The organism is Neomoorella sulfitireducens, from assembly GCF_024733845.1.
Classification (GTDB): domain Bacteria; phylum Bacillota; class DSM-521; order Neomoorellales; family Neomoorellaceae; genus Neomoorella; species Neomoorella sulfitireducens.
Window position 1 is genome coordinate 1 of the sequence record NZ_JANRHG010000021.1, and the last position, 25,115, is coordinate 25,115.

Below are 25,115 nucleotides of genomic sequence, written 5' to 3' on the forward strand. Positions count from 1 at the left end.
GAATCCTGCAGCATCTCCTGCTACAAGCATGCCGCCTGTATATAACTGTGGCATCATTTCCATGCCCCCTTCGGCTATCAGGTGGGCGCCGTATTCGATGGTACGTCCATCTTTAATCAGGGGGGCTATGCAAGGGTGCTCCATCAAGTCTTCAATGATCTCGGAAGGCTGTTGCCCGGACTTTACCAGGTCATCCAGGCGCATGACAACACCAAGAGAAATGCTCTCCTTATTGGTATACAGGAAGGCACCTCCGGCGATGCCGTGCGTGGCTTCGCCCACCAATGCATAAGCTGCACCTTCATCTCCTCGAAGATTAAAGCGTTCCTCGATGACCTCCCTCGGTAGTTCAATAAGTTCTTTTACCCCCACCGCCAGGTGTTCCAACTTTATAGGTTTACGTAATCCGGCCTGTTCCGCCAAAAAAGAATTAACCCCGTCGGCGGCGATAACAACGTCGCTTAACATTTCTTCTTCTCCGGCTCTAATCCCTACAACCCTGTCTCCTTCTTTAAGCACGCTGTCAACTCTTATCCCCGTTACAAGTGCCACGGCAGCTTCTTCTGCTTTTTCCGCCAACCAACGATCAAATTTGGCCCGCAGCACGGTGAAGGCATTATATGGCGGTTTGGCGAAAGAACCGGTCTTAAAATCCAGGGTAAAAGCGTCGTCCCTGGTCATAAAAGTGGTTAGGTAGTTGGTTATATAACGTTCCACAGGGGCTTCTTCCCAGAAAGCGGGAATAAGTTTTTCCAATACCCGGCTATAGAGCACGCCTCCGCTTAAGTTTTTACTTCCCGGATAATCGCCACGTTCAATAAGCACTACTTCCAGTCCTGCTTGAGCCAATTTGTAGGAGGCGGCAAGGCCGGCAGGCCCTGCCCCTACTACAATTACATCATACTTGTCCGAACTCATAACTTCACCTCTTCACGTCTTTATTCAGCCTTAAACCGGGCAATTAAAGCCGGTACTATTTTTTTCAAGTCGCCAACAATGCCGTAGTCAGCCTGGTTGAAGATAGGGGCGGCTTTATCTGTGTTCACGGCGGCAATCGTCCTGGACTGGTTGGCACCCACCATATGCTGGATTTGCCCGGAAACGCCCAGGGCAAGATACAGGTCGGGTTTAACCATTGCTCCGGAGACACCTATATACCGCTCTCGGGGCATCCAATTCAACCCTTCGGCAATGGGCCGGGTGCAGGCCATCTCAGCTTCCAGCAAGCGAGCCAATTCCTCTACCAGCCCCAAATCTTCCTGCCTGGCAAGTCCACGCCCTACGCACACTATACGCTTGGCTGCCGGCAGGTTGACGGATACAGTCTCTCTCTTCTTCTTTTCCACAAGTTTTATGCGTATTTTAGGCTCCACAAATGGAACCTCGATAATTGTTCCAGTTCTCCCGGCCTCTTCAGGCAGGGGAGTAAACACGCCTGACCCTACGGTCGCGATAGTAGTTCCAGTTAGAGCTCTTTCCTGGCGGACGGCGCTGCCGCCATATACCCGGCGAGTGGCTTTGAATCTATCAACTTCCCATGTCAGTTCCATGACATCGGTCAACACGGTGGTGCCCAGGTTGGCGGCCAGGCGCCCGGCCAAAAGTTTCCCGCGTTTGGTGGCATGGACCAGCATCAATGCAGGATTTTCCTGTTGCAAAAGGCTCAATATTGTGTCGGTATAGTCTTCCCACATCATGCCCGGCCCTGCTTCTCCCAGCCAGTATACTTTACCGGCTCCCAGCCGGACTGCTTGCTCGGCTCTTTCCTGGGGACCGATAACAAGGGCAGTAACGTTATCGGTGAAGTTTTTAGCCCCGGCAATTAATTCTGCCGTTCCCTGGGGTTTTTCGGCTATAATCCAAACCTTTATTTCTGAACTCATGTTTTCGCCTCCTAAAACACTATATAGCCTTACGGAGAAGTTCATAGAATTTGTCTAAGACTTCTTCTGATTCGCCTTCCAGGATAATGCGTTTCCGCTCCGCTTGTTCAGGAGCTAACGTATAAAGGATTTCAGTGCGCCTGTTCGCGTCATTAAGACCAACATCAGCCAGGCTCCACTGGGTCACCGGCTTTTTCCCGGCGGCCAGAATATCTTTCATGGAGGCAATACGTGGCTGGTTAATATCAGTGGTGACTGAAATTACTGCAGGTAATGATACTTCCAGGACCTCGACCTCATCTTCTAAAGACCGCTCTACGATAAGTTTTCCATTCTCTGCTACAATCCGGCTAACTGCATTCAGCGTTGGCACGTTCAGGATTTGCCCCAGTTGAATACCTACCTGCTGGGAATATAAATCCTGCGAGCCTTCACCACAGATAATTAGGTCGAAACCGATTTTTCGGGCGGCAGCGGCTAAAGCCCGGGCCGTTAAATTGGTATCAGCCCCGCTCAGGGCCTCATCAATAACAAGAAATAGTTCTTGTGGACCGCGGGATAGTACTCCTTTTTTCAGTTTTGAGTTCTCCAGTTGCCTGTCCCCCACACTTAAGGCAGTTACCTTGCCTCCCACGGCTTCGTAGATCTGCATCGCTGCTTCTACAGCGTTTAAATCATATTGCCCGATGACCCATTCAGCTTTATCAATACTTATAGAGCGGTCAGACCTTACCTGGATGTCTTTTTCATCGGGCACGATCTTGTAGCAAGCTATAATGTTCATTCGGGTTTCACCTCGCGTTTGTTTTGCTCCCAGTTTTTTCGTGTTTTCCGCAATATTGTTAATGACCATTTAACCTCGGGAGCCACTGGTTGAAGGAAACTGCCAGTGGCCCCCCTGTTAAACCGTATCTGTAACAGGACTATCCTTTAATAATAACTTTCTTCTTATATAGCTCCTCAATGTCTTCGGGGGAGTAGCCAAGTTCGCTCAAAATATCCTCGTTGTCCATGCCAATTCCCGGTGCGCCCCGCCATATCCGGCCGGGGTTGTTCTTGAACTTGGGGAAAACGTTGATACCCTTGAATTTTTCGCCATTTACCTTTTCCCACTCTACAAATACTTCACGCGCTTGATAATGGGGATGGTTTACGGCCGTTTCATAATCCATAACCATACTGCAGGGAACCCCCACAGCGTTCAGTTCCTTTTCTACCTCGGCGGCTGTCTTGCTTGCACAATACTCCTTAATTCTGGCTTCCAATTTTTCTCCTCCAGGCGTCCCCAGGAAGACAACCGGCATTCTCGCGGGAAAATCCTTTGAGCCATATTCCAGGCCAAGAAAAGACAACCCGTTTTTCAACACACCGCCCCCAAGGAACAACATATAGACTTCCTTCCCGTCCTTGCAGGTATAACTGCCATAACCGGCAGCAGTGGAACTGTGGTTTCCTTCCCGCACGGGTTTTTTCCCGTGGTTTAAGTATTCTACGGCGAAATTGTTCTGGAAACGCATCAGTGCTTCGTACTGCGCTACATCAATGCTTTCACCCTTGCCGGTTTCTTTTGCTTTCAACAGAGCTGCTAGCCCAGCGCTTAACGCTAGCAAACCGGTCAAATAATCGGCCGTAACCGGCATGGCCGGGACCGGCGGCCGGTCCGGGTAGCCGTTCAATTGCATATAGCAGCCGAAAGCCTGGGCTACAGGGTCATAGGAAGCGCGGAACACATATTCTTCTACTCCGTCCTGACCAAAGCCGGAGATATGCACGATGACCAGCCGCGGATTGCGCTCCCACATTACTTCATCCGTCAGGCCCCATTTGCTATACTGGCCGCCACGGGATGTTTCAATAAAGATATCGGCGTCTTCAATTAACTTTAGAAAAATTTCTTTCCCTTCCGGGCTGGGGATATTCAGGGCGATAGTCCGCTGGTTGCGCCGGTCTTGCTGGGCAGTAGCGCCCGTCCCGGTGCGTGCAATATCAGGGCTTAAGGGACTTTCAATCCAAATAACCTCCGCCCCGTAATCGGCCATCAGCTGGGCGGCAATAGGTCCTGCTACGGACATGGTAGCATGGACAACTTTTATACCTGATAAAGGACCGAATTCAGGTATATCCGTTCTTTTCGCCATTGTTTTTCCCCCTTTATTTGGGATAGTACCCTGGAAATCCTGCTTTTTTAATCAAAGCCTTTAGGTATTTTAAGAAATCTTAACGGTACTGCTTTAAAATACCCCTGCCGGCAATATGGATCATGATCTGGTCCGTTCCACCGCCGATCCTGTTGATGCGGTTATCCCTCCACAATCTTGAAATGCGATGGTCGGTAGTATAACCGATACCACCCATAATCTGCATAGCATCATCAATCACTTCAAAGGAAGCCTGGGCACAGTATAGCTTTGCCAGAGCTGAAGAAACCTGAAGAGAGATGCCGTTATCTTTTTCCCAGGCGCATTTGTAGACCATATTGCGCATGTTTTCAATCTTAATGGCCATATAGGTCAGTTTTTCCTGGATTAACTGGAATGTGCCAATGGGCTTCCCGAACTGGACGCGCTGGTTGGCATAACGGGCGGCATCTTCAAAGGCACACTCGGCCTGTCCAAGGGCAATTGCAGCCATTAACAGGCGTTCAACCTCAAAATTCTTCATTAACTGGATAAAGCCGTACCCTTCCCTGCCGACTATGTCCTTTTCTTCAATCTCCACATTGTCGAGATAGACTTCGCACGTATTCTGCATAAACCAGCCTATTTTGTGCAGAGGTTCGATTCGAACTCCTGGGGCATCCATGGGTACCCACCACATGGTAAAAGCCCTGCTAAGGTCTGAAACACTAAAGTCCCTGGTCATGCAGAGCATATAAGGAGCACTCATGGCGCCGGTAATGAATGTTTTATGGCCATTGATATATACCTTGCCGTTCTTACGTGTAAAGGTTGTAGAGATAGCATTCGTGTCGGAACCCGCCTGCGGTTCGGTGATTCCCAGGCAGAAAGCAATTTTTCCCTGTTTAGTAAGCTCCATGGTGATCTTCTTCTGCTCTTCGCTGCCAAAGGTGAGCATATCATCAATCTGGAGCACGCTGCCAAACAGGTATCCCGGTGCGCCCAACCTGGCAATTTCTTCGCTGACCAAAATGAGGGTCAGGGTGTCAACCGGCGTGCCGCCGTATTCTTCGGGAATGCCCAATAAACCGAAACCGTTATCAACCAGCGCTTTCATAAACTTTTCCGGATACTGGTGCTTCTCATCGCATTCTTTAAAATACTCTTCGCTAAATTCTCTTGTTATCAATTCTCGCAAACTTTCAAGTAGAAGTTCTTGCTCTTCCGTTTTTCTAAAATCCATTACTTTGTCCTCCTTTTGATCTTGATATTAAAGTTGCTTTATTATGCCTGCTCAAAGCTATCTCAAGCATAAGTATTTCTGATTGGCGGAAGAAATGTGAAACATGGATCTACCTCTTTCATACAAAATCTCTTTCCCTATACAACCTTTGCAATGCTTCTGGTAAGTATACACCCGGGGGCGCACGAGAAATCTTAATAAACATTCGACCACTCCCTCAAACTTCTTATATAAAATTAATCCTTTGCAAAACTTATGCCAGCGGTTAGAAACCACCCATCCTTAGTAAACATACGATTCTCAATGAAATAATCTATGGATTTATCGAGGATGTTTTCCCCAATACGCCTTTGACGGGGAACATTTCCCGATTAAGAAATTGATGCGCCCTCTTTATAGATAGCTAATCACTACAGTAGTCCAGCAACTTCTTCTCCCTCTTTTCCAGTTACCTTTGGCACATTTTTTGCATATAACTTTTTTTGTTTCTGGCAAGTAACCCCCCAACAAAGTTATAATAGTGTAAAGAGCAGAAGGAAAAAAAATAAACCCTTGTGGAAGGGTTTTATTAACAACATTAAGGATTTAAAACTGATATATTAGGAGGGGAGATTCTTTGTTGAAGAAAAGCAGGGTAATATCATTTTCGGGAAAAGGCGGAACGGGTAAAACGACCACATGTTCTCTGTTCCTTTCTTCTATTTTAAGCATGGGACAATTTAAAGATATACTTGTAATTGATGCCGATCCCGATGCCAACCTTGGTAGAACCTTAGGTATCGCCGCTGATAAGACCGTCGGTCAAATCGTGGACAAACGCAAAAAACAGCTGGATGACCGGGAGTTTGGTACTTCCCTCAGGTTCTCCCTATGGGATACGATCGTTCAGGGCCAAGGTTTTGACTTTTTAGTTATGGGCCGGACTACCGGTGAAGGATGTTACTGCGCTGTAAATTCCGTCCTCAAATCTTTATTAAACGATATGCTAAACATGTACGACCTGATACTGATTGACTTTGATGCCGGCCTGGAGCATTTCAGCCGGCGAACAGCTACTTCTGACGATACATTAGTTGTAGTCTGCGACCCGTCCAGTTTAAGCTTCGATACCGCCAGGCGCATCAAAAATCTAATAGAAGAGCTATCACTCCCATATAACCGACAGTTTTTGGTAGGTTGCAGATATCATAAAGAACAGGAACAATTATTTTTCCGCCTGGCGCAAGAAACCGAATTCGATATCCTGGGTTTAGTTCCCTATGATCTCGAAGTTGCCAGCCGCAATCTTGCCGGACAAAGCCTTTTATCTTTAGGCATGGATAATCCTGCTCAACAAGCAGTGAATAGTATGGTGAAAAAAATTATTAATTAACAGGTTGGTTAGATCTTATAGCATGAGGTTCCCTCAGTCTTAGCTTGCTAAGTTTTTCGCTTTTATGCATTTTATTATACAGAGTTTTACGATCTATACCTAAAATTTTCGCTGCTTCACTAAGACTGTAGCGATTCTCTTTCAGCACAGTTTCAATAATTATTTCTTCCCCTATCTGTAGTAAATTGTTTGTACCATTTTTCGCTACCTCACGAGAATCTAATTTTTCTTTTAAATTATTATACATGTAAGCTTTCAATACCCTTTCTGGTAAACACTGCAGACGTAGTTCTTTGCCTTCATCCATTAATGCTATGGCTCTTTCTATAACATTTTCCAGTTCCCGGACATTACCGCGCCAGTTATAATACATCAACGCGCGAATAAATTCTTCACTAGTTTTTATTTCTGCCATATTAAGTATGCCGGAAATCTTGGCTACAAAATGACGTACCAGTAACGGGATATCCGATTTCCTTTCCCGCAGCGGAGGTAGCTCAACCGTAATTGTACTAATTCTATAATAAAGGTCTTCCCGGAACCTGCCGCAATCTGACTCTGCGAGAAGGTCTTTTTTTGTTGCTGATATTATTCTAACATTAATCGGTATTTCTTTTGTTCCACCCACTTTAAGAATCTTGTTTGTGGAAAGAGCACGAAGGAGTTTAATTTGAACACAGAGCGGCATACTCTCTATTTCATCAAGGAACAGGGTCCCCCCAAAAGCCGCTTCCAATAACCCTTGCTTGCCGTTCTTTAAAGCACCGGTAAAAGCTCCCGGTTCGTATCCGAACAATTCGCTTTCGATTAATTCCGCAGGAATAGCCCCACAGTTAATGGCTAAAAAGGGACCGTTTTTTCTTGAACTGGCATTATGAATCGCCTGGGCAAAAAGCTCCTTCCCTGTACCACTTTCCCCGTAGATTAATACCGGGAAGGGTGTAGCAGCGGCTTTGGTTGCCGTTTGTTTGGCTTCAATCAATTTGGGGGCTTCGCCGACTATATGATCAAATGTATAAGTCGTATCGTTTCCTTTAAAATTACTATGTAAACCCGGCTGTTCTTTCGTTTCTTCAAGCAAAATAAATTTGTGTTTTTCGCTGCCATGGGCTATCTCTTTGCTGGTAACCAAAACAGTTTTGGTAATCCCACCTATATCAACTATTGTTTCCTTTCTTGTTTGTTCTTTTGTATAATTTAAGGTCGTAATATGTTTTTTTAATTCCCCTGATATATTATTTTTCCCTGTTATACCTAAAATGCTTAATATTTTCTTATTATAATACCTCACTAAATTGTTGCTGTCCAAACAAACTATCCCGTGAGGTATATTTTCGATGATTTTGTTTATCTCCCAATCAACACGCATCATATCCGACCCGGTACAAAAATACGAGTATAAAGAATCAAATAATACCGCCATACAACTTGCCAGTAACAGCGATAGTGGCACATACTTCGGATCATCGCCGATAACATTAATAGCCCCGATTATTTCTCCTCGTTCATCGTGTATCGGCGCTGCCCCGCAAAAAAACGGGTGTAGAAAGCTCGCATAATGTTCCGGGCCCCTTACTATTTCCGGGCTGTTGCTCGTTATAGCCAGGGAAGCGGCATTGGTGCCAATCGCTTTTTCGGCAGCAGAAGCATTCTTATTAATTATATAACCGAAATCCAGAATTAATCGTCCATTATTATCAAAGAGTTGTACTTCCAAACCATAACGGTCCAGCATGGGTCGAAAACCTTCATAGAGATGCTGGTATTCTTTAATAAATTTATCGGTGTTGTACCGAGGTATAAGAGCGGTTTCTGTGTCATTATTTTCTATGCTATAATTTAAAGATGGTATTTGTATTTTGTGTCTCTGTATAAATAGTTCGTAGTCTTCTCTTAAAACGTCGGGAATTTTGAAGGGATCTATTCCATATTCCCTGCTTCTTTTCCAGGATTCATATATACGTCTCGATATTATCTCATTATTAACAGACTTTCCCTCGAGAAATTTTTGCCATTCTTCTTTTAATACATTTATATCTACATCTCTTGTTGCTATATCATGCATACCTAGCGGCGCCTCCATCTAACAGGTTTACCTTTAAACTTTATTGCTTGTTTTTTCAAAAAATCCTTTACTTAATTATATCCTACACTTGTCATTCCATCAACAACCCTGTTATTCACTTCTTACAATGCAGGCACCACCATTCTTAAAAGGACTGCAGTATGCCAGGGCGAAAGCGGTAAAGCATAATGGTCGAGCAAAGAGGCCATAATCTTCACCCGACCATTTCAAAACCTTAACCTAATTGTTCCCTTTGACAATAAACTGCAGCGAGGGTTGTTCGGTGTGCTTTAGCCTTTATTTGCCCCAGCCTGCTTCATGGCTTCCAGTATGCCGTTGTAGATCTTCTCCGCTTCCGGCGGCATGCTGCCGTCTTTGAATATTGAGCACCGGATTTCAAACGGGGGCTGGTACACAACCGCTCGCGGCACTGGCACGTCGACCTTTTCCAGTCTGACGGCATTCCTGGGGCATACCTCTACGCACTTGCCGCAGCCGTCGCACCTGTACATGCGCACCCCGAAGACTATATGCTTTATATCTTCCAGCCTCTTCGGCGCGTTCTCCCCTACCGGCGGTGTCTTTTCATTCACAAAACCGATGCAGTTGGCTCCGTGGTCCCGGCATACATGCACGCATTTCAGACATTCTATTGCATTGCCGCAAGCCGCATGGTCAAAATATACCCTGTGCCGCGGTGTAACGTAGGTGGACATATAACCGCCCTCCTTTTCATTCTACTTTGCCGAAGAATTTAATTTTACCACTCATCCACCAGCGCGGGATAAGTCGTCCTGTCTACCAGCTCTATGGCTTTAGTGGGGCAGACCGCCCGGCAGAGGCCGCAGCCGAAACAGAGAGTGGGTTCGAGGTATACTACCTTTTCCAGGGGGTTGTATTTGATGGCCCCGAAATTGCACCTGGCCACGCAGGCCGGGAAACTTTTACAGCCTTCCCGGCACTTCGCTAAGTCTACTTTGGCTACATATTCGCCTTTGCGTAAAGCATGTCTGTGGCCAAGAGCAAGTCGAAGGTTCGTAGGCATGCAATCTGTAGCATTGCAATGGCACATGACTATCGGCGGTTTGCCGTCGGCATCCGTCCCCACATCTAAAACATTATGGATCAAACCTTTTTTATCCCATTCGTATTCCATTTTAATAGCTTCTTCTTTGGTAATAATCTTAGAATCCGTCTCCCAGGGTCTCTCTGCCAGCGCCTTTTCAACAGCAGGTTCAAAAAACAGGCAAGAATATACGTCGCCGTGGCCAAAGTACCGGCGGCAACTGCAATGCATTAGCAAGAACCTGTCCCCCGGTACCATCTCTAAGATCTTGACGGCGTCTTCCAGGGGCACGACCTGGCCGCTGTGCTGGGTCATCAAGTCTACTGCCACTTGGCCGGCCATCGCGTTCTTATAATCAGGGGTTTGGTCCTCAAAATGTACCAACGAGCCTGTTTCAAACGTGTTTTTCCCCGCACCGGCAAGCATGTTAAAGCCGTAGGCGTGTCCCTTTGCTTCATAGAGTTCCCGGCGGTAGTTTTCGGGATTAAGGTACCACTTGGTGCCGTTGCCGAATTCCACGCAATACCTGCACACGTTGATCACCTCTTCATAAATTGTAAGTATTGAGTTGTTCTACTTAAAAATGATGTTCTATCATTTGATTTTCTTAAGTAAAATTCATCATGCCTCCTTTCAAACCTATTGCTTAATATTTTTATACACCTGTGTTGCATAAATAAAATATAAACTTGTCAAGAGCAATAGCACCCTAAAAACATCTTTACATTCCTCATCCAAATCCTGCATCGTAAGCCTCAAAATAGTTCCCAGGGGCGACGAAGGGTGGATTATGAAAAAATCTACCCGGAAACCGTAAGACAGGTTTTAGCGGGCGAAGTAGATTATCTTAACGACATCACTTATGACCCTTTAGTTCTCTAGCAAGTTTGAGGCTGTCAATATGTGGATAAGGACTGCCTTGGTTGTTTTATAACCAAATTTCTTAAGCTTAAGGAATTAAAATAGGTTTTATAGTAGTGCCGTGATGAACATCGTCGACGGCCTGGTTAATGTCTTTTAGAGCATACTTTTTGATGAACTTGTCAAAAGGCAACTTACCTTGCTTGTAGAGTTCAACCATCTTGGGGATAAAGAGGTCGGGAACAGCATCGCCTTCCATGACGCCCTTTACGGTACGCCCGCATTGCACTGATGCATAATCCAATTCCAGGGGCTTTCCATGGGCCAGGCCGACAATCCCGGTCGTACCTTTTATATGGGTGCTTTCTACCGCTTGTTTGGCCACGGCCGGTACGCCGGTGCAATCCAGGGCGTAATCGACACCGAGACCGGTTATTTCTCTGATGGTTTTTACGGGGTCTGCTTCCTTGGAGTTGATGGTGTGCGTTGCTCCCAGTTCTTTTGCTAAAGCCAGACGGTTATCAAACACGTCAACGGCGATAATAGTAGTGCAGCCTACAATTTTGGCAGCCATAATACCGCTCAGGCCAACAGCTCCTACACCAAATACGGCAATAGAAGAACCGGCTTTAGCAGCAAAAGTATTTATCACTGCACCGGCACCTGTTTGGACACTGCAGCCAAAAGGCCCTAAAATCTCGAGCGGAACATCATCGGGGACTTTTATAGTGTTTTGCTCTATGGTCAAAGCATAAGAAGCAAAAGATGATTGGCCAAAGAAGTTGCCGTATACAGGACCATCAGCATTTTTCATAGTGGTAGAACCGTCTGGCCTGCGACCAGTACTGTTAAATCTGGGGAAATTCAAACAATAAGCCGGCTGGCCGGATAGGCAGAAGACGCAGGTACCGCAGGTACGGAAGCTGAGAACGACTTTGTCGCCGGGCTTTACCTTTTTAACCTTGGCGCCCACTTTCTCAACAATACCGGCGCCTTCATGGCCTACTACAAAAGGTGCAAATGGCAAGATGTAACTGATGAACAGGTCCGTGTGGCATAAACCGGAACCCATGATTTTTACCAGTATTTCATCTTCCCTTGGCTCGTCAATTTCCACTTCCTCAATTGAAAAAGGCCCGTTCTTTTCTCTTAAAAGAGCAGCTGTGATTTTCATTGAAAAACCTCCTTATGCTGAAATGTTCTTAAAAATATTCATGTAACTTTTTCTCGGCTATTAAGGAATTAAAATAGCCGGGTTAATAAAATACACGGTTTTAAATAATCTCTTCCCTTTGTATCCAAAAATTATCATATAACACCCTTTCCGTCAGCATGGCAAAAAGCTTCAGGTCCTGGATTTCACAAAAGTCGGCAGGGATAATTTCCTGAAGTATACCGTGTTGCTCGTAAAAATGCATAATCCCCGCGCCAGTGGATACAATTTTTTCGGTAATCCCAGCATCAAGTTTATAAGGAAAAATAAAATACCCGGCATTACAAGCTCCGCGAAGCGACTGGAAAATAGCCAGTTTGCTCTCCAGTCCTTCTATCCCTGAGAAAACCAGAATACATTCTTTCGCAGGAACGCGGTAGTCCTTTATCCGGCACCTGGCTTCATCGCCGCTGATATCTATTTCCACCCAGCCTTCTCTGGCTGCATCTTCCAACGTTTCTCCCACGAAAGAGAGCTTATATCCGGTTTTTTTCACTATTTCCTGCACTGTAACCCAGCCGGCATCGATCATATGAGCTAAAATTCCGGAGGGGGCGAAACCTTTCTGCGTCCGGTACTTGAGTTCTTTCAGGATGGGCATCACCGCCGCCATATCAACAACTACATTATCAGTCCCCGGTACATTATAGTTAGTGTTCACAAAATAACCCCGTCCCGCGAAATAGGCGGCGGCAGAAGCCAAAATCAACCTGTTGTTAATCACGATTTGCCTCCTGTGCAGGCTTTTTACAACTGCATCACCTATAATAAATGCCCATTATAGCTTAACCGTACGGCAATTATCCTTAGTAGGCACAAAAATTCCCTCTCTTTTGCACCATAAAAGCATTTCCTTCTATCCCCCCATTAGCTGGGGATAGAGGAGAATGACATCTCCCTCCTGGAGCAACCTCACGGGATAGTCATTACGAGGTATAACTTCTCTATTAATCATGACTGTAGTCGTGCTGTTTATTGCATAAGTAAACCTGTCATCCTTGCTAAGTTTTTCTAAAAGAGCTGCCACCGTCAATCCTTCTACCCATTCAACGTCATGTCCGTTTACTTTGATCAATACTGCCTCACCTTGCTTTTTCGATGGAGGGCATCATTTAATGATGCCCTCCATACACTGTACTATGAGGGGAAGGGAAAAACTTTTTTAATTTCTTCCGACGTAATATCAAATACGGTACCAGTAGCCAAAGCTTTTTCTTTATAGAAAAACTCCGGCAGGCGGTCATCTTCGTCGGTAAAACCGGCGGCTTTGTTAAAAGCCTTTTCCAGCATCAGCGTTTGAACCCCAATGCCGATTACTTTCTTTAGATCCCAATCCCCGCCGTAAAGACCGGCCATCAAGTTGGGTAAAACGTCCGGTAGACTTACGCTGGACAGGAGATTAAACATGCATCCCATATTGTCGACCATGGCTGTTGTCATTTGAAGCTGGCCGGAAAGGTTTACCTGGCCAACTTTACTCATATGATCAACGCCCGGCACGAAAGTATGGCCGGCGGTATGGTCCGCGCCCATGGGGGATGTGGCATAGGTAACGCCCATTCCTTTTAGATTTCTGGGGTCATATGCGGAGATGGCTTGGCCTTTTACTGCCGGTACCCGCTGGACACCCAGGGCCTTGCCAACTGCAGCGGTACCTTTGCCCATCAACCTGCCGAATTCGGTCCCTTCTACCATTTCCATAATCAATTTCCGGGTCCCATCTTCATCGCCCCAGGCGATTTTACCGGCCTCCATACATACCGCAACTATGTTCCCTACTTCCATGCTGTCTACGCCCAGATCGTCACACAGCCTGTCCATTTCAGCCAGGAAGTCAAGATTGGCAATATCGCAATTTGGTCCTAGTAGCACTACTGTTTCATATTCCAGGCTACCAGTAACATACTCTCCCTTGCTGTTGCAGTAAATATTGTTGCACCTTACCACGCAGCCGGGTTGACAGGGCAGCCCGTTCTTCCCGCCATTTTCTTTAAGCTTGGTTAAAAAGGCTTTGGTATTCACCCCGTCTATTTTGTCAAAAAAGCCTCCCCTGAAATTCTTTACGGGCATAATTGCCATGGAGCCCATAATATCAATAGCACCTATCGTACCTACTTCAGTCATTACTTTCATCGAGTCGGCATGAGTTAAAAAGTCGATATATTTTTTGTTGGCTGCCATGAATTTTTCTTTATCCACATAATTAACTTCATATTTTTTCTCGGCTTTTTCAATAACTACAGCCTTGATATGTTTGGATCCCATTACAGCGCCCATGCCTCCCCGGCCCGCCGCACGGCAAGGATGGCCCGTTGCCTGGTCGCTCACCATTACCGAAGCTATATTGTATTTTCGTTCACCGGCTGTACCGATGGCAATGATCGCAATATCCTTTCCATATTTCGCATAGAGTTTTTCGCTTAAAGCGTAAGTGTTCAGGCCGACGTATTCGTCAGCCGGAACCAGTTCCACCGTGCTGTCCTTATTTACTTTCAATAAATACCATTTATCGTCAGCAGGCAGGTCCTCAAAAACGAGCATTCGTATCCCGTGCCTGGCCAGTTGATACCCTGCATTGCCGCCTACGTTGGATTCCTTTATCCCGCCCGTCAGAGGGCTTTTACCGCCAATAGAGAATTTATGAGCCCCGGGGACAGGAGTTCCGGCAAAGATTCCCGTACAGATGATCAGCTTATTCTCCGCTCCCAGGGGATCGCAGGCGGGATTTACCTCATCACTCAGCACTTTGGCCACCAGGCCGCGATTGCCAAAAAGCAGGTAATCTTTTTTTAAGTCTTCTCCTGCTATGCTTTTTGTCCTTGTGTTAATCCTGTATACATTGGGCATGTAATAGTCCTCCTTATAAGGTTGTCTGCTTCATATATTTGACTCTAAATATGTTCCTTTTAAACAGTAGGCATTGTTTAATAAATCTTCTTTAACATCGCCAAAGCTTCATGTTTGTTAGCCCTCTTGGGTGAGAAAAACTGCCCGCCATCAGCCTCAACCAGGGTAGCAATGCTATCAAGAGCAGCTTCATCTACCCCGGCTTCGCTCAAGGTAGTTGCCAGCCCCACTTTCTTGCAGAAAGCCCTGATGCTGTCGGCAACCTGTTTGCCAATCTCTTCGGCAGTCATCTCTTCTCTCAAATCCAGCCCCATGATCTCGCCTAAACGCCTAACTCTCGCAGGCACCATATCAGCAATAAATTCGAGCATTATAGGAGTAGACAGGGCGCAGCAAGTGCCATGCGTAACATGAGAGACGGCACCAATGGAATGCGCGATGGAATGGCCCAGGTGGATCATGGCGTCATTGAAGGCCATAGGCGCCAGCATCGCTGCTAGGCTCAGGTTTGTCCTGGCTTCAAGGTCGGAGCCGTTTTGGACGGCCTTGGGCAGGTTTTCTAAAATAAGCTGTATTGCTTTTTCGCATAACACCTGGGACATTAAATTCTCCTGGGCCGAGGTGAAGGATTCTATGACATGGGAAAACGCATCCATTCCCGTTTCAGCCGTTGCTTTCGGGGGAAGGCCTACAGTGAGCTCCGGGTCGATGATCGCCAGTTTCGGCACGCAAGCCGCTCCACCGATGCCGGTTTTTACATGATTCTTGGTATCCGTAATCACGGCGGCAAAAGATATTTCGCTTCCCGTCCCGGCGGTGGTGGGGATTAATACTAAAGGTTTAACGGGATTAGATACTTTGTTAAAACCGTAATATTGGGATACAGGTGACGGGTTGGTCAGCAAAATATTCACCACTTTGGCTGTATCCATACTGCTGCCACCGCCGACGCCCACCACGCCGTCAACATTATGTTGCCGGGCCAGTTCTGCCGCTTTTTCCATCAAAGTATCCGGAGGATCCGGGATAACTTCGCCAAATTCTACGACCTCGACGCCGGCTGCTTTTATGTTATCAACAATCTGAGTTGCTATACCCGCCGCTTTAATACCAGGATCGTAGATGCAAATTACCTTCTTGCAGCCAAAATTCCTTACTTTCATCCCCGTTCTTAACGATGCTCCCGCCCCAAACAACACCGGGGCTTTAGGGGTAATATCAAATATCATAGATGGTCACGCCCCTTTTTTCACAATCAATTTTCAAAGTTAAATGTACACTGACGTATAGCAATTAATTGTTTTCTTCCTATCTGTCTAAAAAGCAACGGTGTTGTAATCAAAACATTTTCATCCCTCCTGTAAACCTTTTATTTATTTTATTTGCAAAAATCATGCCACGATGTATAGCAATAAAAAAAGAGGCTTCACGCCTTCTTTTCCTTGCTTTCTTTGGGTAAATATTCCCCATGTCAAAATCGCGGGGAACATTTCTCATACTGCCCGACCAGGTGGAGGACATCATCGCCCTCTTTTACGGCCACGGCACCAGCGAGCAATTCTATTAGTTGAATTTTTGTAAAGGTTTTGTAACCCCTCCGTAAAATCCACATAGTAAATTTAATATAACAAGCATTACCCATAATCTAACAAGGAGGAGATCGTTTTGAAGGGTGGATATGTAGGGAAACTGCTCTTTGTAGACCTTACAACCTCCTCGATTAGAGAGGAAGAATTGTCATTTGATTTGGCTAAGAATTTCATAGGTGGTTATGGTATTGGTGCCAAATTTTTGTTTGACATGATGAAGCCAGGAGTCGATCCTCTCGGACCAGAAAATGTTATTGGCTTTGTTACTGGTCCTTTAACCGGGTCGGGAGCTTACATGGGCGGCCGATATATGGTGGTATGCAAGTCGCCGGTGTACGGAGGTTGGAACGACGCCAATGCAGGCGGCTACTTTGGTCCGGAATTAAAAAAGGCAGGTTACGATGGAGTATTTGTTACAGGGGCTGCCGCAAAACCGGTTTACTTATGGATCAACGATGGTAATGTGGAAATCAGAGACGCCAGCAAGTTGTGGGGCAAAGACGCTAAAGAGGTGCTTGATGCTCTAATCGAGCAAACAGGGGAACCGAAACTCAGGGCAGCAGTTATCGGTCCGGCAGGTGAGCATCTCTCGCTTATGGCTGCTGTCATTAATGACGGCCATAGAGCGGCCGCACGCGGCGGCAGCGGGGCGGTTATGGGATCCAAAAAGCTCAAGGCTGTGGTAGTGCGCGGCACGGGAGAGATCCGGGTGGCGGATCGACAGCGTTTGTCAGAACTAAACAAGGCAATAAGGGAAGCCATAGCTAATCCCCCCGATAACGTGTTCGGGCAATATGTACGTGGATTTGCCAATCTAGGCACCGGCTCCACAACGACACCGTCGGTTCTCAGCGGAGATGCACCTGTAAAGAACTGGGGCGGGATAGGAATTGAAGATTTTGGTGTAGAGCGAGCAAAGAAAGTCGGGAACCAGTCTTTCAACGAAAACTACTTTGTTAAAAAATATGCCTGTGCCTTTTGCCCGCTGGCTTGCGGGGCGATTTACAGGGTAGACGGCGGGAAATGGCCGCTGGGGATCACCGAACGTCCAGAATACGAAACAGCAGCGGCGTTTGGTCCTAACTGCCTGAACGATGATGTGGAAGCAATCCTTAAATGTAATGAACTTTGCAACCGTTTCGGACTGGACACAATCTCTGTAGGCGCAACTATAGCTTGGGTCATGGAATGCTATGAGAAAGGGCTGCTGGGCCCAGAAGAACTAGACGGTATAGAAGCCGTGTGGGGTAACGCCGAGGCGATAGTGGCATTAACGGAGAAAATCGCTAATAACGAGGGATGCGGTAAGATTTTGGCGCTCGGTTCGCAAGCTGCAGCCCAAAAATGGGGCAAAGGTTACGAGTATTTGCAAACAGCCATGGGTATAGAGGTAGCAATGCATGATCCGCGGCTAAATCCAGGATGGGCGCGGGTATACCAATATGATCCCACGCCGGGTAGGCATGTCAAAGGAGGAGCAGCCTCAGTGCCCCTAAACATACCCGACCGGGGAAAAGTTGATGTCGCGATGGCCTCTAATTTTGAAATTCTTAGCTCCGCTGGTTTATGTCAGTTTAGCATGTTTGCCTTCCCGAAAGGGGCGATTAAAGAATTACTGGAAGCTGTAACCGGGGAGGGTTTCAGTGAAGAGGAGCTGTTTACAGCGGGAGTACGCATATTTACCATGAGACACTCGTTTAACGTGCGGGAGGGATTGAAACGAGCTGATTATACGATATCTCCTCGGGTTACCGGCAAGCCTCCTTTGCCGCAAGGTCCTACGGCAGGTGTAACTGTTGATAACGAAAAATTGGGGAACGAATTTTACGCGACTCTAGGCTGGGACATAAACACTGGAATCCCCGGCAAGGATACCTTAGAGCGGCTTGGGGGTATGGCAAATGTAATTGCAACATTGTATGGCGGGTAAGAAATCTGTGAAAAACTTTATTTTACATGATGCTTAGGATCCTAATAGTCTCCGTTGTTTTCAAAAAAGGCCAGAGGCAAATATTCTATAAAGTGTGAAGAAAAACGCCCAGGCTAATTGGAATAAATGGAAAAATATTTACAGCAGGAATGGAGGTGCACAGGAAAATCGTGGAAGTTATTGTGCGGTTGGTATTGCCAACATGCTGCAAAATGATTGAAAGAGAGACTATAACTGTAAGTCTAAAAGAAGGGGATACCGTAGAAACATTATTGACAATGCTGGGTGCAAAATATGGTATTAGTTGGCTCGGAGAAGGAACAGGTGTAATATTTGTAAATCAAAAAAAAGCTGGTTTAGAGACGCCTTTAAACAGAGGAGATGAAGTACTACTCGTTCATCCCATTGGAGGCGGCTAAACGATGGGTTTGCCTGCCTCCTCGGGACAAAAATGTTCAAGTAAAACTTTATTGTAAATCTAGTAAATTAAGGAGGACTAACCAATGAAAGACCTGTTCGGGTATACCGGTAAAAACATAATTATTGATGGCGCTGCTTCGGGAATGGGACTGGCAACTGTTCGGTTGTTGGTGGAACTGGGGGCAAACGTTTGGGCGCTTGATATTAAAGATGTGCCAGTTCCTGTAAAGAAGTTCATTTTATGCGACCTATCTAAAAAGGATTCTATCGATAGCGTAATTGAGCAACTTCCCGATGATATCGATAGAGTTTTCTGTTGCGCCGGGCTGCCGGGTGCGCCGTTCTCCGTACTTGATGTAATGTCAGTGAATTTTATCGGCCACCGTTATCTTATCGAGACCCTTCTTAACAGGATGAAAAACGCTGGAGCGGTAGCTATCATATCTTCTCTGGCTGGCATGGAGTGGATGAAAAACTACCAAATGGTTGGCAAAATGCTGGCCACTTCCGGGTTCGAGGAAGCTGTCAGCTGGGTACAGGCGAATGAACAACGAATAAAAGATGCGGGGGGAGCGTATGGTTTCTCCAAGCAATGTCTCTGTGCTTACGTAGCCTTGAAGGCGATGGAGTTTTTGAGTAAAGGAGTAAGGATCAATTCGTTAAGTCCAGCCCCTACGCAGACCCCGATGATGCCGTACTTTGAACAAGAACACGGGCAGGAAAACATCAAGGCTTATAGCGTTGGCGGTCGTTATGCGACGCCAGAAGAAATGGCTGAGCCGCTACTCTTTTTAAACAGCGATATGGCGAGGTTCATCACGGGCTTTGACCTGAAGGTGGACAACGGTTTCGTAGCAGGGATGATTATGCAGCAATTAGGGGCGCTTAAATAGTCAATAGTCTTACGGTCTTTAACCTGTCCTATATTGACGGAGCTTATAGGTTACACTTCTCCGGCCTTCAAGGCTTTTGGGATGCGTCCGCGTTACATGTTAGAAGGATGCCCACAGGTTAGTACTCCCAGGGCAAGATAATTGCAGGATGCTGCGCTTTCCCGCCTTGAAGGCCATTTTGTTTGTTGAGGAAGGTAGGCCGGTTGGGTGGTCCAAAGGTGTTATAGGTTTAAACCCTTAAGTTCACAAGGAAAATCCGGTGAAGCAAATTGCTTAATCTGATAAGAGCATACCTCTGTTTTCGGCGATATGGCGTTGACTTCGTCGAGGAGTTTTCGCCCCTCTACAGGTGGTAACAATGGTATGAGCCACAGGCGGATCTGGGTAGCCAGGTGCAGTGCCTCTATAGCATTAGCCTCAGCAAGGGCGCTTAGGAGTTGATGGCGGGCTTTTTCTATTTGCCCGCGGCAGGCGGATAAACGGCCGAGCCGGGCTGTAATACCGACAATCGCATAGGGAACCGATAAGCGTTCCGCTAGTTCCAGGGCAGCAGCAAGATGCTCTTCGGCAGAGTTGAGGTTACCCATGCTTAGATCATACTCGCCCAGAACGGACAGAAAAAAGGGCTGGAATTTGATAACACCCTCATCTTGTGTGAGTTGAAGACCGGAGAGTGCATATTGTAATCCTTTATCTTTATCTTGATGTAGTACGTGGTGATGGCTAGCGAGATTGAGCATACTTATCAGTCTTGGCTCTATGGTATCTTGTGTGTCGAATCGGGTCGCGGTACTCAGAACTGCCTGGTAATAGCCAACAGCTTGAGGCAAATTGCCCTGCATAGTTTCCAGAAGTCCTAGGCCGAGTTGTATCCCGACAATAATTTCAGGTTCAGCTTCTTGAGCTCGCGCATATAATGCCTCGGCAGTCTTGAAATGGTCGATAGCTTCTGCCATTTCCGGCAGCTGTATCATCGGTATTGTGCCCCAAATGAGTTCGCCAACATGCGGCGCGGCCGATAATGCTGCCGACCCTAGCAAGTACTCTGAATGTGCCGCGTCCCCAAAATATTTGGCGAGAGTGGCCGCCTGGAAATAAATATCGGCTGCCCGCACCGTGTCTCTAACCGCAAAAAGAGCTTTAGCAAGAGCACATAGAGCATGGAAACGGATGGTATTATCGGTAGACTCTCTTGCCTGTTCAAAGAAACGGATTGACTCAATATAAGCCCCAAGGTGGGCTGCCTGATTGCCGGCCCATAAAGCATAACGTCGCCCCCGTTCCGGTAAATCGCTGTGTCCAAAGTGCCAGGCTAGTTTATCGGCTAGAGTTTCAAGGCGGTCACGGTGCGTGCTCTCCATTGCTTCAGCGATCCGGCGATGAAGCCATTGGCGACGGGCTTGACCTAGTTCGCCGTATACTATTTCTCTTGTCAGACTGTGGTCAAACGAGTAACGCATACCTTCTAACATCCGAACCAAACCCGTTGAGCTCAACTCGTCCAATCCCTCGAGTATAACATCTTCCGTAAAAGGAAGCGCACGTACCAAAATTCCAAACTCGAATTCGCGCCCGACCACGGCAGCAGCCTCCAACACGCGACGGGCCTCTTTCGAAATGCTTTCAATCCGGTCTTTTACGAAGCTTTCGACACTGGAAGGCATAATCGATTGTACTAGAGATAGCACCCCAACATCTGCAACGCCTCTTTCACTGAGAAGCCCTTTTTCGCGCATATAACGTATTAACTCTGTGAGGATATACGGGTTACCTTCGGACACCAACATCAACTTTTCCGCCAGAGCCCCCGCGCCGGCTGGACTAAGCTGGCCGGCCAATATAGCAATATCATCAGCCGTAAGGGGTGACAGTGTTAAATGTATTATCAGGTCGTCTCGGCGGAGACCGCGTGTCAAAACGTGCAACCTCCTGTTGTAAGACAAAGGCCGCGTAGCGCCAATAAACATAACTCGTTCGCCTACCGAGCGCCGGATAAGATAACTGAATAACCTAAGTGTAGAGGTGTCGACCCATTGAAGATCGTCCAGGAATACAATCACCGGCTTGTAACCGGCTAAAGCAATAATAAGCTGATTGATCGCTTCCCAAAGCTGATACTCATCAATAGCCGCTTTAAGGACGTGAGATATATCAGTTGAGAGTGCCATTTCTGGAAAAAATCTATCGATTTCGCTACGCCAGACCGTAGCCAGCCTTGGCTGAATTAGGGCACGAAGCTTTGGCCACTCTGACAGTGATATTAAACCGCGTAAAGCTTCAGCAAATGGATGATACGGTAGACCTTCTTCTATTTCTCGGCCTGTACCGGAAATAACCAACGCATCATTTTGGTTAATAAATTCCTCAACCAACCTGGTCTTCCCGATACCAGGGTCTCCCTCAATAAGGACAAGCCTTCCTTTGTTTTTTGTAAACAGCTCATTTAATACTCTTAATTCGGAATGACGCCCGACAAAAGGCAATACGGAGGTGCGCTGACGTAGAGGGGCCTCAATTTTTTTTTTAGATATTAAGGAATCAACGCACTTTTGATCATAGCAACCTGCTGCGTCCGGATGCTTTCCGGTTATAATAGCATCATATAACGCTTGTGTTTGTGGCATCGGCGGCACGCCGAGCTCATCGTCCAAAAGCTTCCGCAGTTGGTGGTATTTCTGGATGGCTTGCGGCCTTCGGCCAAGGAGACATAAGAGACGCATAGCAGCGCAAACTAAATGCTCTTGCAAGGGCTCGATCGCAAGCGCCCGCTCCAAAGTATCAAGTGCCGCGTTAATATTTCCCAGCTCCTCATATAGTTCATACAAACGCGTTAGGCCTCGTAGAGCGAGCTGGCGGTAGCGTTCCCTTTCAATTGCCTGCCATTCGTAGTATTCCTGGCACCCCGATACAGTAAATCCTTCCAAAAAATCCCCTTGATAGTAATGCAAAATACTCTCCAGTTTTTCTGGATCGTCTCTTGATAGCGCAAGACCCTGTTCGAATAGACGAGCATCAATGTAAACCTCCGGCGCAAGGGCCAATGATTCCTTCTCAATAATTAGTAAGCCCCCAAATATCTTGCCTAACTCGCAGAGTATGACACTTAAAATACGCCTTGCCGATAGATAGTCCTGTTCGGGCCAAAGAAGACTTAATATTTTTTCCCGTGACACTGGTTCCCAATGCGCGGCAAGATAGTAAAGTAGAGCCCGGGCTTTACGTCGTACTATCTTAAGTGGCCTTTCCTGGTAGTATACTGCGGGTTGCCCAAGTATATGAATCGCTAACGTATAACTGCAATCAAAGAACCTGGTATTATGCTGCCGCCTCTCTGAAGGATTCATTTGGGTCATGATCCACCTCCATTCCTGAGATTGAAGCGCAAATTGCCGGCAAGCTGCTTGTCCGCTTATCATTCAACAGCAATTACTTAAAACCTGTTTCTTTTCTCTTTCATATTTTACCAATAGTGAATATGTAATTAATGATAGATTTATCAATTCCGGTATGGCCATAAGCAGGCGCAGTCTGGGATCGGGCCAGGTGTCGCTAAACCGGTTTAATCCTAATAAATGACTTCCCACTGGCAGTAAAATTATTTCAAAAGCGCCAAGGGAGGCCAGGGTTGAAGCGATGCGATAAAACTTTGGTTGAATCCAAATTAAATATGAGCCAAAATATTAGGGTCAAAACGGTAACCCCTATCAGGGCATGAATGCCATAATGAAAAGGCCAACTCCTGATAACATGGGAAATTATGGAGGAAAGGGCCGCCCCAATTAGTAGCCTGTAAATATTGGGATGGGGTTTAAAAAGGCCTGAGCCAAAAAGCAATAACAGGATACTTTCTAAGCCCTGGAAGACCTTGTGGATTTTATTCAATCCCACGCTAATAATAGGCTGGCTGAACCTGGTGAGATTGCTAAGACTTTAAAACAGGCCGCCCGCCGGGCTTACCGCCTTAATCCTAAAATGCTTGAAGCTTGTGAGGTGGCTCTTTCCCTTACTCTCCAGAATATTGACCACCTCAAAAGGCAGCTAAAACATCTGGATAAGGTCATTAACCGCGAGTTAGAAGCCATACCCCAGACCTTGACTACTGTCAAGGGCCTCGGCCCCGTCTCTGCCGCCGGTATAATTGCCGAAATTGGCGATATCAAACGTTTCAAAGATCAGGCTGCCCTGGCTCAATACGCAGGCCTTACCTGGACCCGTTACCAGTCGGGCGATTTCGATGCCGAAGAACGTCGTTTAACTAAAAGCGGCAACCGCTACCTGCGCTATTACCTGGTCCAGGCCGCCAACTCGTTGCGCGGTGCACAACGATGAGTATAAGGCCTATTACCAGGCTAAATATCGCGAGGTTACTAAGTACCAGCATAAACGAGCGCTGGTCTTGACTGCCCGTAAACTAGTAAGACTGGTCTTTGCGCTGCTGAGCAAAGGCCAATCTATAAGGGGATGGTGATGAATTAATCTTGTTATTCAATACAACAATTGTTATTTTCCTAAAATATTCTTGGACCAGCTTCTCTTTCCTCCCGACTTAGGGCAAAATGCGGTTTTAGAAGGATATGACGCGTATTCGGCGGATGAAATGCGTGACTTTATTTCCTCACCTCTTGACTCCTGCTTTATACTGTTTTTCATGTTATTATTCGCCATGAGCCTAAATTATCCTGTCAGAGAATAACATCCCACAGCTATTTTTCTATCGCCAGCAAGAGCAATAAAAAAACCGCATAGCAACGACGCGCCGGGCGGCAGTAATAGGATCGAGTTCACAGAACCTAATATAACACCTCAAGTTGCTGCCGAAAGTATAAGTGGGATATCCATAGACATCTGTTCGTGGTAGGAATACCAGAATAACGTTGCCTGTTTCTGATCGTCTTTTTGTTTCAACCGGAAAACGAGCATAATGTTAGTTACATCAAACTGTAAAAAAAAGCCATAGGAGTTCATATAACCGTTAGGATACAAATAAATTGTCTATAGTATTTTTCCCCTTCTTATTTCCCGAGTTCGACAGTTGCTAGGTGAACAATAAGCGCAACAGCTTGTTGCGCAAGGGTTTCAGGGATCGGCTTTTTGGGCGCGTGTTACTAGGGACCTTTTTGGCCTTTTGTTTCAACCGTTATGATTTGCGGCGGTTCCTTTATTCCGAGGGCCTTGAAGATATGCTGTTGTGGTAGGGTTGTTTCTGTCCTTTGGAGTACCCTGCCATCAGGGCCAACAAATTCGCCCAGGTGCATGCGTTCCAGGGTCTGGCGGATGTTCCGCCAGCTATCCTCAACCTTCGTTTCAGCTACACGGATTAGGAGCAGTCCCAGCCAGCACAGGAGGACGTGGGCATGGATGCGGTCGCTCAGGCGATGATAGACCGGCCGCAGCTCCAAGGACTGCTTCATGGTGCGGAAGGCGTCTTCTACTTCGAGCAGCTGCTTGTAGCCGAGGGCCACGTCTTCCGGGCTTAAAGTATCGTCCGAGGTCCTTAACAGGTATTTGCCGTCCAGCTTTTCTTCAGCTTTCACTTTGGCCGCGTCGATATAGGGTTGACCTTTCTTGTCGGTCTTGAGATAGCGGCCATAGGTGGGGTGGGCGATGAGTTGACAG

At 46.6% G+C, this 25,115-nt stretch carries 19 protein-coding genes and 1 pseudogene; 5 read left to right on the forward strand and 15 right to left on the reverse strand.

Features of this window, described 5'->3' with window-relative positions; translation table 11 throughout:
• The 5 genes from NWF31_RS14025 to NWF31_RS14045 form a co-directional block, all read right to left on the reverse strand.
• Nucleotides 1-918: FAD-dependent oxidoreductase (locus NWF31_RS14025; RefSeq protein ID WP_258361129.1), on the reverse strand; the 918-nt coding region annotated here is incomplete at its 3' end.
• Between the two features lie 20 nt (nt 919-938).
• The gene (locus tag NWF31_RS14030) at nt 939-1,883 is read right to left on the reverse strand and encodes an electron transfer flavoprotein subunit alpha/FixB family protein (RefSeq protein ID WP_258361130.1); all 945 of its coding nucleotides are present in this window, start codon (nt 1,881-1,883) and stop codon (nt 939-941) included.
• A gap of 19 nt (nt 1,884-1,902) precedes the next feature.
• Nucleotides 1,903-2,667, reverse strand: a complete 765-nt coding sequence (locus tag NWF31_RS14035; protein ID WP_258361131.1) for an electron transfer flavoprotein — start codon at nt 2,665-2,667, stop codon at nt 1,903-1,905.
• Nucleotides 2,668-2,806: 139 nt separating this feature from the next.
• Nucleotides 2,807-4,021, reverse strand: a complete 1,215-nt coding sequence (gene caiB / locus NWF31_RS14040) for an L-carnitine CoA-transferase (RefSeq protein ID WP_258361132.1) — start codon at nt 4,019-4,021, stop codon at nt 2,807-2,809.
• A gap of 79 nt (nt 4,022-4,100) precedes the next feature.
• Entirely contained in the window at nt 4,101-5,243 is a 1,143-nt protein-coding gene (locus NWF31_RS14045) for an acyl-CoA dehydrogenase (RefSeq protein ID WP_258361133.1), read from the reverse strand.
• Between the two features lie 616 nt (nt 5,244-5,859).
• Between NWF31_RS14045 and NWF31_RS14050 the strand changes: the two genes are divergently transcribed.
• Nucleotides 5,860-6,615, forward strand: coding sequence for an ATP-binding protein (locus tag NWF31_RS14050; RefSeq protein WP_258361134.1), 756 nt, complete (start codon nt 5,860-5,862; stop codon nt 6,613-6,615).
• On the opposite strand, the gene NWF31_RS14055 is transcribed toward NWF31_RS14050, so the two are convergent.
• From NWF31_RS14055 to NWF31_RS14090, 8 genes are all read right to left on the reverse strand, one after another.
• Nucleotides 6,608-8,680 (reverse strand): sigma-54 interaction domain-containing protein, encoded by a 2,073-nt coding sequence (locus tag NWF31_RS14055; protein WP_258361135.1) that lies wholly within the window; start codon nt 8,678-8,680, stop codon nt 6,608-6,610. The two genes, NWF31_RS14050 and NWF31_RS14055, sit on opposite strands and share 8 nt — an antisense overlap.
• Nucleotides 8,681-8,970: 290 nt before the next feature.
• Nucleotides 8,971-9,396 carry a 4Fe-4S dicluster domain-containing protein gene (locus tag NWF31_RS14060; RefSeq protein WP_258361136.1) on the reverse strand — a complete coding sequence of 142 codons (426 nt, stop codon included), beginning with the start codon at nt 9,394-9,396 and terminating at the stop codon, nt 8,971-8,973.
• Between the two features lie 44 nt (nt 9,397-9,440).
• Nucleotides 9,441-10,280, reverse strand: a complete 840-nt coding sequence (locus NWF31_RS14065) for a 4Fe-4S dicluster domain-containing protein (RefSeq protein WP_258361137.1) — start codon at nt 10,278-10,280, stop codon at nt 9,441-9,443.
• A 415-nt stretch (nt 10,281-10,695) separates the two neighbouring features.
• Nucleotides 10,696-11,781, reverse strand: a complete 1,086-nt coding sequence (locus NWF31_RS14070; protein ID WP_258361138.1) for an NAD(P)-dependent alcohol dehydrogenase — start codon at nt 11,779-11,781, stop codon at nt 10,696-10,698.
• Between the two features lie 100 nt (nt 11,782-11,881).
• Nucleotides 11,882-12,544, reverse strand: a complete 663-nt coding sequence (locus NWF31_RS14075; protein WP_258361139.1) for a hypothetical protein — start codon at nt 12,542-12,544, stop codon at nt 11,882-11,884.
• Between the two features lie 132 nt (nt 12,545-12,676).
• The gene (thiS, locus tag NWF31_RS14080; RefSeq protein ID WP_258361140.1) at nt 12,677-12,895 is read right to left on the reverse strand and encodes a sulfur carrier protein ThiS; all 219 of its coding nucleotides are present in this window, start codon (nt 12,893-12,895) and stop codon (nt 12,677-12,679) included.
• 62 nt (nt 12,896-12,957) lie between these two features.
• Nucleotides 12,958-14,667: an aldehyde ferredoxin oxidoreductase C-terminal domain-containing protein gene (locus NWF31_RS14085; RefSeq protein ID WP_258361141.1), complete on the reverse strand. Its 1,710-nt coding sequence runs from the start codon at nt 14,665-14,667 to the stop codon at nt 12,958-12,960.
• A gap of 77 nt (nt 14,668-14,744) precedes the next feature.
• Complete coding sequence (locus NWF31_RS14090) at nt 14,745-15,896, reverse strand: iron-containing alcohol dehydrogenase (protein ID WP_258361142.1); 1,152 nt, start codon at nt 15,894-15,896, stop codon at nt 14,745-14,747.
• Between the two features lie 436 nt (nt 15,897-16,332).
• Between NWF31_RS14090 and NWF31_RS14095 the strand changes: the two genes are divergently transcribed.
• The 3 genes from NWF31_RS14095 (at nt 16,333) to NWF31_RS14105 (ending at nt 19,499) form a co-directional block, all read left to right on the forward strand.
• The gene (locus NWF31_RS14095) at nt 16,333-18,186 is read left to right on the forward strand and encodes an aldehyde ferredoxin oxidoreductase family protein (protein ID WP_258361143.1); all 1,854 of its coding nucleotides are present in this window, start codon (nt 16,333-16,335) and stop codon (nt 18,184-18,186) included.
• Between the two features lie 170 nt (nt 18,187-18,356).
• The gene (locus tag NWF31_RS14100) at nt 18,357-18,605 is read left to right on the forward strand and encodes a MoaD/ThiS family protein (protein ID WP_258361144.1); all 249 of its coding nucleotides are present in this window, start codon (nt 18,357-18,359) and stop codon (nt 18,603-18,605) included.
• Between the two features lie 84 nt (nt 18,606-18,689).
• Nucleotides 18,690-19,499 carry an SDR family oxidoreductase gene (locus tag NWF31_RS14105; RefSeq protein ID WP_258361145.1) on the forward strand — a complete coding sequence of 270 codons (810 nt, stop codon included), beginning with the start codon at nt 18,690-18,692 and terminating at the stop codon, nt 19,497-19,499.
• 221 nt (nt 19,500-19,720) lie between these two features.
• Here the strand turns inward: NWF31_RS14105 and NWF31_RS14110 are convergent, their stop codons facing one another.
• Nucleotides 19,721-22,540, reverse strand: a complete 2,820-nt coding sequence (locus NWF31_RS14110) for an ATP-binding protein (RefSeq protein ID WP_258361146.1) — start codon at nt 22,538-22,540, stop codon at nt 19,721-19,723.
• 814 nt (nt 22,541-23,354) lie between these two features.
• Between NWF31_RS14110 and NWF31_RS14115 the strand changes: the two are divergent.
• A pseudogene (locus NWF31_RS14115) lies at nt 23,355-23,975 on the forward strand (IS110 family RNA-guided transposase); the annotation flags it as partial.
• Between the two features lie 629 nt (nt 23,976-24,604).
• Here NWF31_RS14115 and NWF31_RS14120 read toward each other — a convergent pair.
• Nucleotides 24,605-25,115, reverse strand: a 511-nt coding sequence (locus NWF31_RS14120; protein WP_258361147.1) for an IS1634 family transposase, incomplete at its 5' end; no start/stop codon positions are given.